Origin of the sequence: Streptomyces sp. S186 (genome assembly GCF_051603415.1) — a bacterium.
Lineage (GTDB): Bacteria > Actinomycetota > Actinomycetes > Streptomycetales > Streptomycetaceae > Streptomyces.
On record NZ_CP193932.1, the window covers coordinates 5,781,114 to 5,797,373 of the forward strand.

Annotated in this window: 14 protein-coding genes; 8 read left to right on the forward strand and 6 right to left on the reverse strand. The window is 72.6% G+C overall.

Annotation, left to right across the window (positions count from 1 at the left end; all coding sequences use genetic code 11):
- The first annotated feature begins 44 nt into the window (after positions 1 to 44).
- The 3 genes from ACRAS8_RS24880 to ACRAS8_RS24890 all read left to right on the forward strand — a co-directional run bounded on the left by ACRAS8_RS24880 (position 45) and on the right by ACRAS8_RS24890 (position 3,010).
- Positions 45 to 896, forward strand: coding sequence for a class I SAM-dependent methyltransferase (locus tag ACRAS8_RS24880; RefSeq protein ID WP_438488214.1), 852 nt, complete (start codon positions 45 to 47; stop codon positions 894 to 896).
- On the forward strand, positions 893 to 1,966 hold the full coding sequence (locus ACRAS8_RS24885; RefSeq protein ID WP_438488215.1) for a prenyltransferase: 1,074 nt from the start codon (positions 893 to 895) through the stop codon (positions 1,964 to 1,966). Before ACRAS8_RS24880 ends, ACRAS8_RS24885 begins: the two co-directional genes overlap by 4 nt.
- A gap of 240 nt (positions 1,967 to 2,206) precedes the next feature.
- Positions 2,207 to 3,010 carry a maleylpyruvate isomerase N-terminal domain-containing protein gene (locus tag ACRAS8_RS24890; RefSeq protein ID WP_438488216.1) on the forward strand — a complete coding sequence of 268 codons (804 nt, stop codon included), beginning with the start codon at positions 2,207 to 2,209 and terminating at the stop codon, positions 3,008 to 3,010.
- 244 nt (positions 3,011 to 3,254) lie between these two features.
- Here ACRAS8_RS24890 and ACRAS8_RS24895 read toward each other — a convergent pair whose 3' ends face one another.
- The 4 genes from ACRAS8_RS24895 to ACRAS8_RS24910 form a co-directional block, all read right to left on the reverse strand.
- The gene (locus tag ACRAS8_RS24895; RefSeq protein ID WP_438488217.1) at positions 3,255 to 4,265 is read right to left on the reverse strand and encodes an LLM class F420-dependent oxidoreductase; all 1,011 of its coding nucleotides are present in this window, start codon (positions 4,263 to 4,265) and stop codon (positions 3,255 to 3,257) included.
- Between the two features lie 173 nt (positions 4,266 to 4,438).
- Positions 4,439 to 5,242, reverse strand: a complete 804-nt coding sequence (locus ACRAS8_RS24900; RefSeq protein WP_438488218.1) for a hypothetical protein — start codon at positions 5,240 to 5,242, stop codon at positions 4,439 to 4,441.
- Between the two features lie 184 nt (positions 5,243 to 5,426).
- Positions 5,427 to 6,350: an N-acetylmuramoyl-L-alanine amidase gene (locus ACRAS8_RS24905; protein ID WP_438488219.1), complete on the reverse strand. Its 924-nt coding sequence runs from the start codon at positions 6,348 to 6,350 to the stop codon at positions 5,427 to 5,429.
- 19 nt (positions 6,351 to 6,369) lie between these two features.
- A complete protein-coding gene (locus ACRAS8_RS24910) occupies positions 6,370 to 7,029 on the reverse strand; it encodes a class I SAM-dependent methyltransferase (RefSeq protein ID WP_438488220.1) in 660 nt (219 codons plus the stop codon).
- Between the two features lie 473 nt (positions 7,030 to 7,502).
- On the opposite strand from ACRAS8_RS24910, the gene ACRAS8_RS24915 reads away from it, so the two are divergent.
- Together ACRAS8_RS24915 and ACRAS8_RS24920 are read left to right on the forward strand one after the other, a co-directional pair.
- Positions 7,503 to 9,809: an acyl-CoA dehydrogenase gene (locus ACRAS8_RS24915; protein ID WP_438488221.1), complete on the forward strand. Its 2,307-nt coding sequence runs from the start codon at positions 7,503 to 7,505 to the stop codon at positions 9,807 to 9,809.
- Between the two features lie 64 nt (positions 9,810 to 9,873).
- Positions 9,874 to 11,067 carry a thiolase C-terminal domain-containing protein gene (locus ACRAS8_RS24920; protein WP_438488222.1) on the forward strand — a complete coding sequence of 398 codons (1,194 nt, stop codon included), beginning with the start codon at positions 9,874 to 9,876 and terminating at the stop codon, positions 11,065 to 11,067.
- A 222-nt stretch (positions 11,068 to 11,289) separates the two neighbouring features.
- Here ACRAS8_RS24920 and ACRAS8_RS24925 read toward each other — a convergent pair whose 3' ends face one another.
- Positions 11,290 to 11,826 (reverse strand): hypothetical protein, encoded by a 537-nt coding sequence (locus ACRAS8_RS24925; protein ID WP_438488223.1) that lies wholly within the window; start codon positions 11,824 to 11,826, stop codon positions 11,290 to 11,292.
- 749 nt (positions 11,827 to 12,575) lie between these two features.
- A complete protein-coding gene (locus tag ACRAS8_RS24930) occupies positions 12,576 to 13,139 on the reverse strand; it encodes a hypothetical protein (protein WP_438488224.1) in 564 nt (187 codons plus the stop codon).
- 228 nt (positions 13,140 to 13,367) lie between these two features.
- On the opposite strand from ACRAS8_RS24930, the gene ACRAS8_RS24935 reads away from it, so the two are divergent.
- The 3 genes from ACRAS8_RS24935 to ACRAS8_RS24945 all read left to right on the forward strand — a co-directional run bounded on the left by ACRAS8_RS24935 (position 13,368) and on the right by ACRAS8_RS24945 (position 16,209).
- Entirely contained in the window at positions 13,368 to 13,874 is a 507-nt protein-coding gene (locus ACRAS8_RS24935; protein WP_438488225.1) for an EF-hand domain-containing protein, read from the forward strand.
- Positions 13,875 to 13,938: 64 nt separating this feature from the next.
- The gene (locus ACRAS8_RS24940) at positions 13,939 to 14,316 is read left to right on the forward strand and encodes a VOC family protein (RefSeq protein WP_438488226.1); all 378 of its coding nucleotides are present in this window, start codon (positions 13,939 to 13,941) and stop codon (positions 14,314 to 14,316) included.
- A 456-nt stretch (positions 14,317 to 14,772) separates the two neighbouring features.
- Positions 14,773 to 16,209, forward strand: a complete 1,437-nt coding sequence (locus ACRAS8_RS24945) for an MFS transporter (RefSeq protein ID WP_438488227.1) — start codon at positions 14,773 to 14,775, stop codon at positions 16,207 to 16,209.
- The last annotated feature ends 51 nt before the right edge of the window (positions 16,210 to 16,260 follow it).

Sequence of the window (16,260 nt, forward strand, 5' to 3'; positions counted from 1 at the left end):
GCACTTCCCTCCGCCCCTGACCGCCGGACGAAAGCAGTAACGCCGTGCTGACCGTCGACTTTTCCCGTTTCCCGCTCGCCCCCGGCGACCGCGTGCTCGACCTGGGCTGCGGCGCGGGCCGGCACGCCTTCGAGTGCTACCGGCGCGGCGCGCAGGTCGTCGCCCTGGACCGGAACGGCGAGGAGATCCGCGAGGTCGCCAGGTGGTTCGCCGCGATGAAGGAGGCCGGCGAGGCCCCGGCGGGCGCCTCCGCCACCGCCATGGAGGGCGACGCGCTGGCACTGCCGTTCCCCGACGAGAGCTTCGACGTCGTGATCATCTCCGAGGTGATGGAGCACATCCCCGACGACAAGGGCGTGCTCGCCGAGATGGTCCGGGTGCTGCGCCCCGGCGGCCGGATCGCGGTCACCGTGCCGCGCTACGGCCCGGAGAAGGTCTGCTGGGCACTCTCCGACGCCTACCACGAGGTCGAGGGCGGCCATATCCGCATCTACCGCGGCGACGAACTGCTCGGCAAGATGCGGGAGGCCGGCCTGGAGCCGTACGGCACCCACCACGCCCACGGGCTGCACAGCCCGTACTGGTGGCTGAAGTGCGCCTTCGGTGTGGACAACGACCAGGCGCTGCCGGTGAAGGCGTACCACAAGCTGCTGGTCTGGGACATCATGAAGAAGCCGCTGGCCACCCGCCTCGCCGAGCAGGCCCTCAACCCGCTCATCGGCAAGAGCTTCGTCGCCTACGCCACCAAGCCGCACGCCCCCTCGCTCCGCGGCGAGGACCCCGAGCCCGTGCCCGTGCCGGAGCCCGCCCCGAAGCCGAAGAAGGCTGCCGCCGCCAAGCGCACCGCCACCAAGCCCGCCGCCCAGCGCACCGCCGCCCGCGGGGCCGCCAAGTGACGAGTCCCGGGCGTACCGAACGGCTCGTCCTCCCCGGCGTGCTCACCGCCGAACAGGCCGCCCGCACCGTCGCGGGCATCCTGGCGACCCAGCGCACGGACGGCGCCATCCCGTGGTTCCGCGGCCACCACCTCGACCCGTGGGACCACACCGAGGCCGCCATGGCGCTGGACGCCGCCGGCGAGCACGAGCGCGCCGAGGCCGCCTACGACTGGCTGGTCCGGCACCAGAACCCGGACGGCTCCTGGTACGCGGCCTACGCCGACGGCGACGCGGACGCCCCCACCGACCGCGGCCGGGAGAGCAACTTCTGCGCCTACCTGGCCGTCGGCGCCTGGCACCACTACCTGTCCACCGGCGACGAGACCTTCCTCGACCGGATGTGGCCCGCGGTCCACGCGTCGATCGAGTACGTCCTCGAACTCCAGCAGCCCGGCGGCGAGATCGGCTGGAAGCGCGAGGACGACGGCACCCCCGTCCGCGACGCGCTGCTGACCGGCTCGTCCTCCGTCTACCAGGCGCTGCGCTGCGCCCTGGCTCTGGCCGAGCAGCGTGAGGAGCCGCAGCCCGACTGGGAACTGGCCCTCGGCCGCCTCGGCCACGCGATACGCCACCACCCCGAGCGGTTCCTCGACAAGTCCCGCTACTCCATGGACTGGTACTACCCGGTGCTGGGCGGCGCGGTGCGCGGCGCGGCGGCCCGGGAGCGGATCGACGCGGACTGGGACCGCTTCGTCGTCCCCGGCCTGGGCGTGCGCTGCGTGGTGCCCAACCCCTGGGTCACCGGCGGCGAGAGCGCGGAACTGGCGCTGACGCTCTGGGCGATGGGGGAGTCCGACCGGGCCGTCGAGATCCTGAAGTGGATCCGGCACCTGCGCGCCGAGAACGGCATGTACTGGACCGGCTACGTCTTCGAGGACAAGGCGATCTGGCCTCAGGAGCAGACGTCCTGGACGGCCGGTTCGCTGCTGCTCGCGGTGGCCGCGCTGGGCGGCGACGAGGCCACGACGTCGGTCTTCGGCGGCGAGCGCTTGCCTACGGGCCTGGCGCCGGACTGCCCTTGCGCCTGACGGCGCGTTTTCCGGCCCGCTTCGCGGGCTTGATATCCGCTGCGCGGGGCTGTCGGGTGCGGTGCCGGGCCTCCGGGGCAGGGGGTGTCCGGACTGCTTCGCTCTACGTCCGGACGCCCCCTGCCCCTCCGACCCGTCCCCTCCCGTGGGTGGGAGGATTCCAGGCCGGTTGGGGCGGATGTCGGTGGGCTGGTGCGGGTTGGTGGAAACGAGTGATGGCTGCGCACTAGTGTTCGATGCATGACGTTCCAAGGTTCCCTCGCTTACGAGGAATACTGCGCCCAACTGCTTGTGGAATCCGAGAAGTTCAGGGAAATCGTCCGTCACGGGGATCTCACGGCCACGGTGCCGACCTGCCCCGACTGGACCCTGGCCGACCTCGCCCGGCACGTCGGCGGCGCACACCGCTGGGCCGGCGAACTGGTCGCCACCCGCGCCACCGCCATGATCGACCCGACCACCGTCACGGGCGCCGGCGGACCCGCCGAGGCCACCCCCGAGGCGTTCGACGCCTGGCTGGCCGAGGGCGCCGAACGCACCGTGGCGGCACTCCGCGAGGTCGGCCCCGACACCCCCGTGTGGTCCTGGGCGCGCGACGACCGGGCCGGTTTCTGGGCCCGCCGAATGGTCCACGAGACGGTGATCCACCGCGCCGACGCCGCGCTCACCACCGGCGCCGCTTACGAGGTCCCGCCGGAGGTCGCCATCGACTGCCTGGACGAGTGGCTCGAACTGTGCGCGTCGCCGGTCGTGGAGGAGCACTGGGCCGACCGCGCCGAGGCCCTCTTGGGCCCCGGCCGCACCCTCCATCTGCACGCCACCGACACCCCGCCCGCCTTGCACGCCGAGTGGTTCCTGGACCTGACCGGCGAACACGTCACCTACCGCCGCACCCACGAGAAGGCCGCCGTCGCCCTCCGCGCCCCCCTCACCGACCTCCTCCTGGCCTTCTATCGCCGCCGCCCCCTCGACGCCGAGGGAATCGAGGTACTGGGCGACCGCCCCCTACTGGACCGCTGGCTGACCTACTCCTCCTTCTCGTAACCCACCACCTCCTCCACACAACCCACCGACGCGTACCCCCACCAACCTGGAAACCACCCACCTACGGGAGGGGACGGGTCGGAGGGGCAGGGGTGTTCCGGACGTAAAGCGAAGCAGTCCGGCACACCCCTGCCCCGGAGGCCCGGCACCGCGGCCGAACAGCCCCGCGCAGCGGATCGGCAATGCGCCGCAGGCGCAACAGGCAAGCGGCGAACCCCGGCGGAAACGCCGGCTACGTGGGAGGTCAGAAACTCAGCTCCGCGAGTATCCGCAGGGTCCGGAGATCAGGGGCTGTCACCAACAGATCCGTGACGGGCCCCTCGCGCCACGCCGCCAGCCGCGCAGCGATCCGTTCCCGCGGCCCCACCAGCGAGATCTCGTCGGCGAAGGCATCCGGGACGGCCAGTACCGCCTCCTCCTTCCGGCCTTCGAGGAAGAGCCGCTGCACCCGCCGGGCCTCCTCCTCGAAGCCCATCCGTGCCATCAGGTCGGCGTGGAAGTTCCGGGCCGCGTGCCCCATCCCGCCGATGTAGAAGCCGAGCATCGCCTTGACCGGCAGCAGCCCCTCGGCGACGTCGTCGCAGACCACGGCCCGTGCCATGGGCGCGATCAGAAAGCCCTCCGGGGCGTCCGCCAGCGACTCCCGGTAGACCTCGGTGCGGTACGGCGACCAGTACAGCGGCAGCCAGCCGTCCGCGATCCGTGTGGTCTGGGCGATGTTCCGGGGCCCCTCGGCGCCCAGCAGGATCGGCAGGTCGGCCCGCAAGGGGTGGGTGATGGGCTTCAGTGGTTTGCCGAGGCCGGTGCCGTCCGGGCCCTGGTAGGGGTGGGGGTGGAAGCGGCCGTCGGCCGTCACCGGGCCCTTGCGGGCCAGTACTTGGCGGATCACGTCCACGTATTCCCGGGTGGCGGTCAGCGGGCTCTCGGGGAACGGCCGTCCGTACCAGCCCTCGACGACCTGCGGCCCGGACAGCCCCAGTCCCAGCAGCACCCGCCCGCCGGAGAGATGGTCCAGGGTGAGCGCGTGCATCGCGGTGGCGGTGGGTGTACGGGCGGCCATCTGGGCGATGCCGGTGCCCAGTTTGATGCGCGAGGTGTGGGCGGCGATCCAGGTGAGCGCGGTGAACGCGTCGGAGCCCCATGCCTCCGCGGTCCACACCGAGTCGTAGCCCAGCCGCTCGGCCTCGCGGGCGAGTTCGAGGTGCCGGGGGTCGGGGCCGCGGCCCCAGTAGCCGAGTGCCAGACCGAGTCGCATGGGCCCGCCCTCCGTCGACGACCGGTTGCCGGCCCGCTGGCTGACGGGGGGTCAGCGGCGGGTCCGCGCACTGTACGGCGCCGCCGTGGACATGGCAACGGCCCCCCGCCCGTGAGTGCGAGGGGCCGGGCCGGCCCGTGGGGGCCGCGACAGGACCGCGGGGTGCGGCGGCGTCAGCCGCGCTGGATGCCGGTGGTGTCCTGGAGGATGCCGCGCCGGCCGTCCTGGGTCTGCGCGATCAGCGCGGCACCGCGCTGCTCCACCGCGAGGTACCAGGTGCCGGGCGCCAGTTCGGCGATCGGCGACGGCGAGCCGTCCTCGCCGTACAGCGGTCGGGGCACCGGCACCGCGAACCAGAACGGGGCGAAGTCCGCCGGTCCACCGGCCGCCGGGGTGGCGCCCGTCGCGCCGCCGGCCGTGGCGCCGGGGTCCCCTGCCGCGGCCGGCTGGCCGCCGTAGCCCTGGCCGGGCTGCTGCCCGCCGGGGTAGCCGTAGCCGCCCTGCTGCTGGGCGCCCGGGTAGCCGTAGCCCTGGGTGCCGGCGCCGCCGCCGTACGGGCTGCTGACCCGCGGGCGTTCCGCGCCGACCAGGGCGACCTTCAGCGCCGGGACGAGCGGGGTGGCCACCGCGGCGCCCGCCTGGGCCAGCGCCCCGATCAGGCCGAGGATCAGGCCCGCGCCCGCGCCCCGGCTGTCGATGATCGCCCAGAACGCGGTCCAGGCGGCGAACACGGAGAGCGCCACCCCGAACTGGCCGAGCTCCAGCCCGGCGACCTTGCGCGGATGCGGCAGGGCCCGCGCCGTGACGATCAGCGCGGCCGCGATGACGCCGGCCAGGTAGACGCTCATCAGCAGCTGCAGCGATTGCCAGGCGTTTACGTCGCCGTACGCGGAGAGGCTGAGGAACGAGGCGATCAACAGCAGCACCGCTGCTCCGATCACCACGCCGTCGCCTCGACTGAGGGAGCGGATGTTCACGTAAAGGTCCTTTGTCGGTTTCGTGTTCCTGGTCGACTTCGTGAGCGTCGACGCTGTCGCTGGCGCGGTGCGAGGCACGGCGATGGCCCCCCATCGTAAAGGGAACCTATCGTCGAATCCTGTGGGCCGCCCGGGTATCGGTCCGGCCCCGGCCGCAAGTCCGTTCAGTGGATCGAAAGTGCGTTCAGCGCGTCAAGAAGTCCGTAATGCCCTCCGTTATCCCCCGGGCCGCCTTTTCTCGCCACTGTGCATCGGTCAATTGCGCGGCATCCTTCGGATCGCGCATATTGCCGCACTCGATGAACACCTTCGGTACCGCCGAGAGGTTGAGTCCGCCGAGATCGGAGCGGGTGTCCAGCCCGGTTCCGTGGCCGAGGTAATTGGAACGAGCGCTTCCGGTAACCGCCGCGAACCGGTCGGCCAGCCGCTCGCCCAGCTCCCGCGACGGCCCGACGATCCGGGAGGTGTCGGCCGCGCCCGCGGTGACCCGCGCCGGGAGGATGACGTGGAAGCCCCGGTTGCCGGGCACCGACCCGTCGGCGTGGACGGAGACCGCCGCGTCGGCGTGCACCTCGTTGCCCGCCGTGGCCCGCCCGTCCACACATGGTCCGTACGGCCGGTCCCCGTCCTGGGTGAGGACGACCCGGGCACCCTCCGCCTGGAGCAGTGCCCGGGCCCGCCGGGCGACGTCCAGCGTGAACGACGCCTCGGCGTAGCCGTCGTCGGTGGCGGTGCCGGTGGTGTCGCACTCCTTGCGGTCGTTGCCGATGTCCACGAGCCGGGCGATCTCCCGGGTGTGGTCGCGGTTGTGCGGGTTGTGTCCGGGGTCGAGCAGCACGGTCTTCCCCCGGAGGCTGTCCGGGCCGTGGGCCTGGGCCGGGCCGTCCGCGCCGCCCGTGTCCCCGTCGCGGCCCTCCCCGCCGCCGTCCGGGCCGGGGGTGCCCGGCGCCGGCGAACCGGAGGCGGCGGCACCGGCGGGGGAGCGGCCGCCGCCCGGCGGCCACCAGACCAGCCAGCCGCCCACCCCGACCGCCACCACCACCGCCAGCACGATCAGCACGGTGCCGCGCGAGCGGCGGGGCGGGGGGAAAGTACTGCCGTTCGACACCTGCGCGATGGTAGCCGCCTCAGATTCCGGCCCCGGTGCGCCGCAGCACGCGCAGCGAACGGTGGACCGAAACCTCGGTGAACGCGCCGGACTCCAGGGCCCGCCGGTAGATGCGGTACGGGGCCTGGCCGCCGTCCGCCGGATCCGGGAAGACATCGTGGATCACCAGCAGCCCGCCGTCCGCGACGCGCGGGGCCCAGCCCTCGTAGTCGGCGGTGGCGTGCTCGTCGGTGTGCCCGCCGTCGATGAAGACCAGACCGGCCGGCGCCCGCCACAGCGCCGCGGCCAGCGGCGAACGGCCCACCACGGCGATCACGTGCTCCTCCAGGCCGGCCGCGTGCAGGGTGCGGCGGAAGGCGGGCAGGGTGTCCATCCGGCCGACGACCGGATCGACGACCTCCGGATCGTGGTACTCCCAGCCGGGCTGCTGCTCCTCGCTGCCCCGGTGGTGGTCCACGGTGACGACCGGCACACCGGCGGCCCGCGCCGCCTCGGCCAGCAGGAGTGTGGAACGGCCGCAGTAGCTGCCGATCTCCACCAGCGGCAGCCCCAGCGCGGCCGCCTCACCGGCCGCCGCGTACAGGGCGAGCCCCTCGTCCACCGGCATGAAGCCCTTCGCCGCCTCGAACGCGGCGAGGATCTCCGGCCGGGGAGCGGTCGGGGCGGTGGGGGCGGTCATGGGCGTCCTCCTGGTGGCTGTCCGTGGTCTGTGGGGGCGGTGGTTCGTCGGGATGGTGGTCCGTAGGGGATCGTGCCGTATGGCCCGGGCGATATATGAACGGGGGTTCGCTTTTCCGTTTCCGCGACGGGTGCGCGGACCCGCGCCGGCCGATCCCGCCGTTCCATCGGTCCCGCCGTTTCGCCGCTCCGCCGTTCGTTCTCGATGCCGGACGGTGGTTCCCGGCGGCCGTGAATTCCCGCATTCCGGCTCGGGAGAGGGAGAGGGAGGGGGAAGGGGAGGGGGAGAGCGGGAACGCACCGGCTTGCCCCGTCGATAAACCGCCGTGAGCGGCGCGCGCCCGGAATTGCGGACGGACGGCCGGCCGCACGGAATTCACCGGGCCGTTTCCGGGCCACCGCCGGGGTCGCGTCACCCGCCCCTCTCCGCACCTGACCTTCCATCAGATTGGAACGTGTTCTACTGTGCCCGCCATGGGTATCGCAACGGCCAACGGGGCGGGCAACGGCGCGGACACCGCTACGGGAATCGACAGGGGCATCGACACGGGCATCGGCATCACGCAGGACCACCGCGACCTCGCGGGGGCGGTGCGCGGCTGGGTCACGCGGGCCGTCCCGCCCGAAGACGTCCGCAAGCTCCTCGACGCGCCGCCCGCGCGGACCGGCCGCCCCGCCCACTGGGACGGGCTCGCCACCCAGGGCCTGCTCGGTCTCCACCTCCCGGAGGCCGACGGCGGAGGCGGCGGCGACCTGCTCGATCTCGCCGTCGTCCTGGAGGAGTTCGGCCGCGCCGCGCTCCCCGGCCCGTACCTGCCCACCGTCCTCGCCGCCGAACTGCTGCACCGCGGCGGCGCGCCCCGGCATCTCGTCCGGGCGCTGGCCGCCGGCGAGCGGATCGCCGCCGTCGCCCTCGGCAGCGGTTCCCTGACCGCCGTGGAAGGCGCCGACGGCTACCTCCTCGACGGCATCGCGCCGCCCGTCCTGGCCGGCGGCGACGCCGATCTGGTCGTGCTGGCCGCGGAGGCCGCCGGGGGCACCGTATGGCTGGCGGTGGACGCCGCCGCCCTCGCCGTCCGCGTCCAGGACAGCGCCGACCCGACCCGGCCGACCGCCGAAATCCGCGCGGACGGGACGGCGGTGCCGGGTGACCGGCGGCTGGCGGTCGACGGCGCCCTGGTCCGGGATCTCGCCGGGCTGCTGCTCGCCGCCGAGGGGTGCGGCACCGCCGGCTGGGCGCTGCGCACCGCCGCCGAACACGCCGCGGTCCGCGAGCAGTTCGGCCGGCCGATCGGCCGGTTCCAGGGCGTCAAGCACCTCTGCGCCGACATGCTCGTCCGCTGTGAGCAGGCCCGCGCCCTGGTCTGGGACGCGGCCCGGGCCGCCGGCGAACCGCCCGAGGTGCGCGGCCTGGTCGCCGCGCTGGCCACCGCGACCGCCCTGGACGCCGCCGTCGGCTGCGCCAAGGACTGCATCCAGATCCTCGGCGGTATCGGCTTCACCTGGGAGCACGACGCCCACCTCCACCTGCGCCGCGCGGTCACCGCCCGCCAGCTGCTCGGCGGCGCCGACGCCCACCGGCTGCGCGCCGCCGGCCATGCCGCGGCCGGTGCCCGTCGCACCCTCCTGGTCGAACTCCCCGCCGAGGCCGAGGAGTTCAGGAAGCGGGCGCGGGCCGCCCTCGACCGGGTACGCGGCCCGGCTCCCCACACAGGCGACGCCGCCACGGACGACATCAGTGACGCCGCCGGTGACGCCGCCGTCCGCCGTGCACTGGCCCCCACCGGATACGCCGCGCCGCATCTGCCCGCCCCGTACGGACTGGGTGCGGGCCCCGTCGAACAGCTCGCCATCCAGCAGGAGATGGCCGCCGCCGGGATCCGGGTCGGCGAACTGGGCATCGCCACCTGGGTGGTGCCCGCGCTCCTCGCACACGGCACGGCCGCGCAGCAGGAGCGGTACCTGCCGCCGACGCTCAGCGGTGATCTGCTGTGGTGCCAGCTGTTCTCCGAGCCGGAGGCCGGTTCGGACCTGGCGTCGCTGCGTACTCGCGCGCAGCACACCGCGGACGGCGGCTGGCGGATCAACGGCCAGAAGGTGTGGACCTCGGCCGCGCAGACCGCCGACCACGGCATCCTGCTCGCCCGCACCGACCCGGACGCGCCCAAGCACCACGGCCTGACCTTCTTCGTCGTCGACATGTCGACGCCGGGGATCGACGTCCGCCCGGTGAAGGAGATCACCGGCGACGCCCTGTTCGGCGAGGTGTACTTCGACGATGTGCTGCTGCCCGCGGACGCGGTGGTCGGCGCGGTCGACGACGGCTGGCGAGTGGCTCGCACCACCCTCGGCAACGAACGCGTCCACATGGCCGACCAGATGACCTTCGACACCGGCCTGGAGGCGCTCGTCGCGCACACCGCCGAGGCGGACGGCGCGGTCCGGGCCCGGGTCGGGGCGCTGGCCGCCGAGGCGCACGCGCTCGCCTGCATCGGGCTGCGCACCACCCTCCAGCGGGTGTCGGACCGGGAGCCGGGCGCCGGCGCCGGCATCCGCAAGCTGGTGCAGACCGCGCACCAGCAGAAGGTCGCCGACCTGGCCCTGGAACTCCTCGGCCCGGCCGGCGCGGTCCGTGAGGGGCCCGGCGCCCGCGCGCTGCACGACTTCCTGATGTCGCGCTGTCTGACCATCGCCGGCGGCACCACCCAGGTCCAGCTCAATGTCGTCGCCGAACGCCTCCTCGGCCTGCCCCGCGACCCGGAACCGCGCCCTCTGATCTGACCGCGCCCACAGGCAGCCGTATGCACACCGCCCCGCCACCTGGCCCTGGCCCCTGGAGGATCGCATGACCGGCACGGCGTACATCATCGGCGTCGGGACGACCCGGTTCGAGAAGCCGGAGACCCGCGACTGGCAGTACTGGGACATGGCGAAGGAGGCGGGCGGTGCGGCGCTCGCCGACGCCGGCATCGACTACGACGCGGTCGAGCAGGTGCCCGTCGGCTACTGCTACCAGGCGTCGACGGCCGGCCAGCGCGCCGTGTACGAACTGGGGCTCACCGGCGTCCCCGTCTACAACGTCAACAACAACTGCGCCACCGGCTCCACCGCGTTGATGATGGCCCGCCAGTTCGTCGCCTCGGGCCTCAACGACTGCGTGCTGGCGCTCGGCTTCGAGAAGATGAAGCGCGGCGCGCTGGGCGCCGGCGCGGACGGCGGCGACTTCGCGACGTCGCCGGTCGCCCGTCACTACGGCGTGATGGCCGCGGCCCACGGCTTCGAGATGACCCCGCCCACCGCCCAGATCTTCGGCAACGCGGCCCGCGAGCACATGGCGCGCCACGGCACGACGGCCGAGCAGCTGGCCATGGTCGGCGCCAAGAACCACCGGCACTCCGCGCACAACCCCTACGCGCAGTTCCAGGACGTGTACACCGTCGAGGAGATCCTCGCCGCGCGCACCGTCCACCGCCCGCTCACCAAGCTCCAGTGCTCGCCGACGTCCGACGGCGCCGCGGCGGCGGTGGTCGCCTCGGGGCGCTTCGTCCGGGAACACGGCCTGGCGGAGCGCGCGGTGGAGATCGCCGGGCAGGCCATGGTCACGGACACCGAGGAGAGCTTCGCCTCCGGCTCCTGCATCGACGTCGTCGGCGCGCCGATGAGCCGGGCCGCGGCCCGCCGTGCCTACGAGGACAGCGGCCTGGGCATCGAGGACGTCGACGTGATCGAGCTGCACGACTGCTTCTCCATCAACGAGCTGCTGACGTACGAGGCGCTGGGGATGTGCCCGGAGGGCGAGTCGGGGAAGCTGGTCGCCGACGGCGCCACGACCTACGGCGGCCGCTGGGTGGTCAACCCGTCCGGCGGGCTGATCTCCAAGGGGCATCCGCTGGGCGCCACCGGCCTGGCCCAGGCGGCCGAGCTGGTCCGGCAGCTCCGCGGCACGGCCGCCGCCCGCCAGGTCCCCGGCGCCCGCATCGGCCTCGCCCACAACATCGGCCTTGGCGGCGCCGCAGTGGTCACCCTGCTCCGCAGGTGACGCCGCCGGGGGCAGTCCGGCAAGTCCGGCACGTTAACTCCCGTCATCATGCGGGTAGTTGGCCTCCTGGGGGCCCTCGTGACCCCTAGGGGACCGCCGCCCCCACCCCCTAAGGCCCCGCCCCGGCCGCCCTGCCGCGTGGAGATCGTTCCGGCCTACTACGGCACCGTGACCGTCGCAACCATGCGCCTCTGGCTTCGTTCGTGACCCGCCGTACAGTACTTAGCGACCGGATGATGTGCGGCGGCGATAGGAGTGTGCGGCGATGGCCAAGCCGATGCCCCACACCAGGAACTGGGGGATGCCGTAGACGACGATCCAGGGGCTGAAGACGCCGTCGTCGTTGAAGTCGTTGATCGTCTGCGCAGCGGCCCAGATGGTGTACAGGAGGAGGAAGGCCGAGACGGCGGAGGCCGTGGCGGCCAGCGTGCGGTGCGGGACTCTGTATCCGGCGAGGAGCGGGGTCCAGCTCGGGAATACCAGACCCCACGGCCGGACCAGGCTCAACGCCAGGATGCCCGCCAGCAGGGCCAGGCCGCTGAGTACGAACAGGTAGGGACCGCCACCGACCGCGTACCACTCGCGGAACTTGCCCTTGTCCGCCCAGAGGGGAATGCCCAGTGCCCAGACCGCGTGGAGTGGGATGAACCCGACGGTCGCGGAGAGCGCCGAGGCATAAGCGGCTCGGACGGCCCACCGGGGCGGGGGCGAAACCTCAGCAACTGCGTTCCCTGGACGAGAGGCAGCGAATTCGGACATGGCCCGGGTCTCCTGACGAGAGGGAAGATATTGGTCCGAGACACCGTTCCACGGGCCCGCGTTGGAGGGCATCGAGCCCGGGGCTGAAGATCACTCATCCTCCGAGGTGACCAGGACACCGAGCCGCTCCCCCTACGGGCCTACCGGGTGGTGAAGGGCCGATCACTACGCCCCGGGCGCCCCAAGGCGTGCCGTTCTGAGTGCCCAGGCTGCCGGATGTCTACCGGCTCGTCGGACAGGCGACTGCCTACGTAGCGCCGGCCGAACTCGCGTGGGTGGCAGCCGACCGCGCGTTGGCAGCGGCGCAGAACGCAGACGACCCTGCCGCGGTTGCTGCGGCGGCGTGGAACATGGGCAACATCTTGCGCGAAACCGCGTACCCGGACGAAGCGCTACGGGTGGTTACCGAAGCGGCCGGACTCATTCGACCACTCGGCTCTGGGTCGAAGTAGCCCGCGGCCACCTTCAACGTGGCGACCGCACAGCCGCCCTCCATGTCAGGGGAGTCGCCTGCAAGATCAGTCGGGAAACCGTGGCATACACCCCGTCAGCACGGGGAGTCGTAGCCGATCTCTGGCGGAAGGCACCACGTGCATTCCGCGACGAGGCAGCCCAACTCGCCGAGGCCGTAGGCGTTACCGCCGCCCGGGTTCTGTCTCTCCGATCATGATCGGAGAGACAGATGAGGAGTACTGCGGCGGTGACGGTCCCACAACTCGGTACGTGGCCGGTGCAGTGGCGGGCTGGTGCTACGGCAGGATTTCCAGCCGAACCGTGCTTTGGGGGCCCTGGAGGCCGGAGGTGAGGCAGTCCGTGGGCAGTTGATCGGGCAGTGCGGTCACGGTGCGGCGGACGAGGTGGCCTTCGTCGCGTCCCGCCACGACCCGGCCTGACTGCAGGACGACCAGGACGCCCGTGACGCGAGCGGTGACGGCACCGTCGATGACGATCACCGACCGGCTGCCGTCGGCGTAGCGGACGACTTCCCTGCCGCTCGCGCCGGACAGCGAGAGGCAGGATGCCGACGGCGCGAGGGCGTCGAAGGAGCCTGTCGCCGGGGCGGTGCGGCCAGGGGCGGTGGTGCACGTGTAGTGCACGTCCGCGTGGATGTGTGTCCTGCGGGGCAGGAGGGTGAGCGGCGGATCGTAGCTGCCGTGGGCGTTGCCCGTGCAGCTGACGGCCTCGTGCCCGCCCGTCCGGGCTTGGCCGGCCGGCGCCCACACCAGCGACGAGAACACCAGCGCCAGGGACCCCAGCGTCACCGTCATACCGCGCCTGCTCATCACATGCTCCTCCAGCAAGTCGTCTGCCATATATGTGGACTCGTCTGCCACATATATGGACTTGACTACCCAGGTGTCGCATCGGCTGATCGGCGTCTCGAAGTGCGCCACCGGCGCATGCCCCCCCCATGGCGCCGTCGTGCACGCCTGTCCGCCCGGCGGGACGCGTGGCATCCGGAAGGTGCCGGGTAGGAAGGGCCGGACGAGCCTTCGTCGCATCGGAACATGAACCGAGCAGGGGAGTCCCGAGTGAGCCGTATGACCGCCGCAGCCGCCACCGCCGCGAGAGCGCGCGTGTTCGCCATGATGGACGCCGACGGGGACCAGGTCATCACGCGGCACGACTATCTCTCCCGCATCGACCGGACAGTCCTGGCCACCGAGCGCACCGAGGACGACCCACTCGTCGTCACCGCCCGCACGGAAGGCATCAAAGCCTGGGGGGCGATGGACGCGAACAACGACGGCAAGCTGACCTTCGATGAGTACAACGCGTGGGTGGGCGCCGACAAGTTCGACAACATCTGCCGGTTCGCGCTCGGCGCGCTCTTCGACCTCGCCGACGCGGACGGGGACGGCGCCCTGGACAAAGCCGAGTTCACCACGCTGCGCACCGCGCTGAACAACCCGCCGGGGAACGCCGCCGCTGCATTCGACGCGCTGGATGCCGATGGCGACGGCCGGGTCGGCCGTGACGCGTACCTGGCATCGATCCGCGCCTACATCGTCGGCGACAGCTCCCCGATGGGCGAGGCCCTGTACTAGGGCCTGTCCCTGCGATCTTGGGTATCGGGGCCGGGTCCGCTGGGAGGCTGTCTAGGATCGGCCCGTGATCGCTGACCTGCAGTGCGTGGTGCTGGACTGCTCTGATCCGGCGGAACTCGCGACGTTCTACCGGTCACTGCTGGGCGGGACCGTCAATCAGCAGGACAAGAGGTGGGCACTTGACGACGACTGGGCGACACTGCACACGCCGTCCGGGCTCGTCCTCGCCTTCCAGCGGGCGGTGGACTATCAGCCGCCGCTGTGGCCCTGCCCTTCCCGGCCCCAGCAGTTCCATCTGGACTTCGGCGTCGTGGACCTGGACCGTGCCCAGGAGCAGGTGCTGGCCCGGGGAGCGACGGTATTGGACGACGGTTCGGACGGGCGGGGCTGGCGTATCTATGCCGATCCGGCAGGTCATCCGTTCTGCCTGGTCCGCCACTGAGGACCGCTCCCGCATGCGGTCGCGCCCACCCGGGATCACGACCGGAGCCACAGACCGTGGTCCCGCCACCGACCGCATCGGTTGTTACTCACCGGCAACAGCGGCCGCAGCACAGCCCGCGAGTAGCGTGACATCGCTGAAGCCAGCCCGCGCCTGCCTCACAGAGACCCTTGACGGCACACCGGAAGTCGAGCAGGACTGACATCTTCCCGGTGACCAACAGGTGTGCGTGACACCGCCGTTCATGCCCCCTGGCGGAATCCGAGGCTCTTGTCACGACTTGTTGCGACTTGTCACAAGCCACCGACACACCCCAGGGGACCGTCGCCCCCACCCCCTAAGGCCCCCGCCCCGCCGCCCCGTTGCCCTACATCCCCCGCCCTAGGACCCGAGCGCATGGTGAATGCACCGATATCCCGATGCGGGTGGTGAGGGGCTGGTGCGAGCATGGTCGGCATGCCCCCGATAGCCACTTCTCCCACGCTGTCCACGTCCACACGGCGGACGGCCGCACCGGCCTGGCTGGTGATGGTGCTGGTCTGCGCCGGACAGTTCCTCGTCGTGCTGGACGTCTCCGTCGTGAACGTGGCACTGCCCGCCATGCGTTCCGGGCTCGGCCTGTCCGAGCTGGGCCTGCAATGGATCGTCAACGCCTATGTGATCACCTTCGCGGGCTTCATGCTGCTCGGTGGCCGGGCCGCCGACCTCTTCGGCCGCAAGCGGGTCTTCCTCGTCGGGCTGGCGCTGTTCACTCTCGCGAGCGTCGCCGGCGGCCTCGCCCAGCAGCCCTGGCAGCTGATCGCCGCCCGCACCATCCAGGGCGTGGGCGCCGCGGTGCTCTCCCCGGCCACGCTGACCATCCTGACCACGTCGTTCCCGGCCGGTCCGGCCCGTACGCGGGCCATCGCGACGTGGACGGCGGTCGGCGCGGGCGGCGGCGCGGTGGGCGGCCTGGTCGGCGGGGTGCTCACCGAGTACCTGTCGTGGCGCTGGGTGCTGCTGATCAACGTGCCGGTGGGCGCGCTGGTGCTGGCCGGCGCCGCGCTGTGGCTGACCGAGAGCCGGCAGGGCACCGCGCGGCGCCTGGACGTGCCCGGTGCGCTGCTGGTGACCGCCGGGCTCGGGCTGGTGGCGTACGGCATCGTGCAGACCGAGACGCACGGTTGGGGTTCGGCGCCGGCGCTGCTGCCGCTGGCCGCCGGCCTGGTGGTGGTCGCGGTCTTCGTCGCGGTCGAGGCGCGTGCCAAGGCCCCGCTGATGCCGCTGGGGCTGTTCCGGCTGCGCTCGGTCTCCTCGGCCAACGCGGCGATGGTGCTGTCCGGCGCCGCGATGTTCTCCATGTGGTACTTCCTGTCGCTCTACGTGCAGAACGTCCTCTCCTACACGCCGCTGCGGGCCGGTCTCTCCTTCATCCCGCACTCGCTGTCCATCGTGCTGGGTTCGAAGGTCGCGCCCCTGCTGATGCGCCGCCTCGGCGCCAAGACGCTGGCGGTCGGCGGTGCGGTGATCTCGCTGGCCGGGATGGCCTGGCAGAGCACGATGACGGTCGACGGGACGTACCTCGGGACGATCCTCGGCCCGGGCGTCCTGATGGCGCTGGGCGCCGGGCTGACCGCGACGCCGGTCGCCGCCATCGCCACCTCCGGCGCCGACCCGGCCGACCAGGGGCTGGTCTCCGGCCTGATCAACACCTCGCGGCAGATGGGCGGCGCGCTGGGCCTGTCGGTGCTCTCCACCGTCGCCGCCTCCCGGATCACGGCGGAGCCCGGCCGGGTGGGCCTGGCCGACGGCTACGGCCTGGCGTTCCTGGTGGGCGCGATGGTGCTGGCGGGCAGCGTCACGCTGATGCTGCTGGCGCTGCCGCGCCGTCGGACGGACGCGGCCCAGGGCTGAGCGGGCGCCCCGACCGCCCCAGCCGCCGGCGGCCCCGGCGGCCGGCCGCCC

Bases quoted from the DNA above. Each gene is read 5' to 3' on its own strand.
- ACRAS8_RS24890 (WP_438488216.1), top strand. From the start codon at position 2,207: ATGACGTTCCAAGGTTCCCTCGCTTACGAGGAATACTGCGCCCAACTG.
- ACRAS8_RS24920 (WP_438488222.1), top strand. From the start codon at position 9,874: ATGACCGGCACGGCGTACATCATCGGCGTCGGGACGACCCGGTTCGAG.
- ACRAS8_RS24910 (WP_438488220.1), bottom strand. From the start codon at position 7,029: ATGACCGCCCCCACCGCCCCGACCGCTCCCCGGCCGGAGATCCTCGCC.
- ACRAS8_RS24935 (WP_438488225.1), top strand. From the start codon at position 13,368: ATGACCGCCGCAGCCGCCACCGCCGCGAGAGCGCGCGTGTTCGCCATG.
- ACRAS8_RS24895 (WP_438488217.1), bottom strand. From the start codon at position 4,265: ATGCGACTCGGTCTGGCACTCGGCTACTGGGGCCGCGGCCCCGACCCC.
- ACRAS8_RS24930 (WP_438488224.1), bottom strand. From the start codon at position 13,139: ATGGCAGACGACTTGCTGGAGGAGCATGTGATGAGCAGGCGCGGTATG.
- ACRAS8_RS24925 (WP_438488223.1), bottom strand. From the start codon at position 11,826: ATGTCCGAATTCGCTGCCTCTCGTCCAGGGAACGCAGTTGCTGAGGTT.
- ACRAS8_RS24915 (WP_438488221.1), top strand. From the start codon at position 7,503: ATGGGTATCGCAACGGCCAACGGGGCGGGCAACGGCGCGGACACCGCT.
- ACRAS8_RS24945 (WP_438488227.1), top strand. From the start codon at position 14,773: ATGCCCCCGATAGCCACTTCTCCCACGCTGTCCACGTCCACACGGCGG.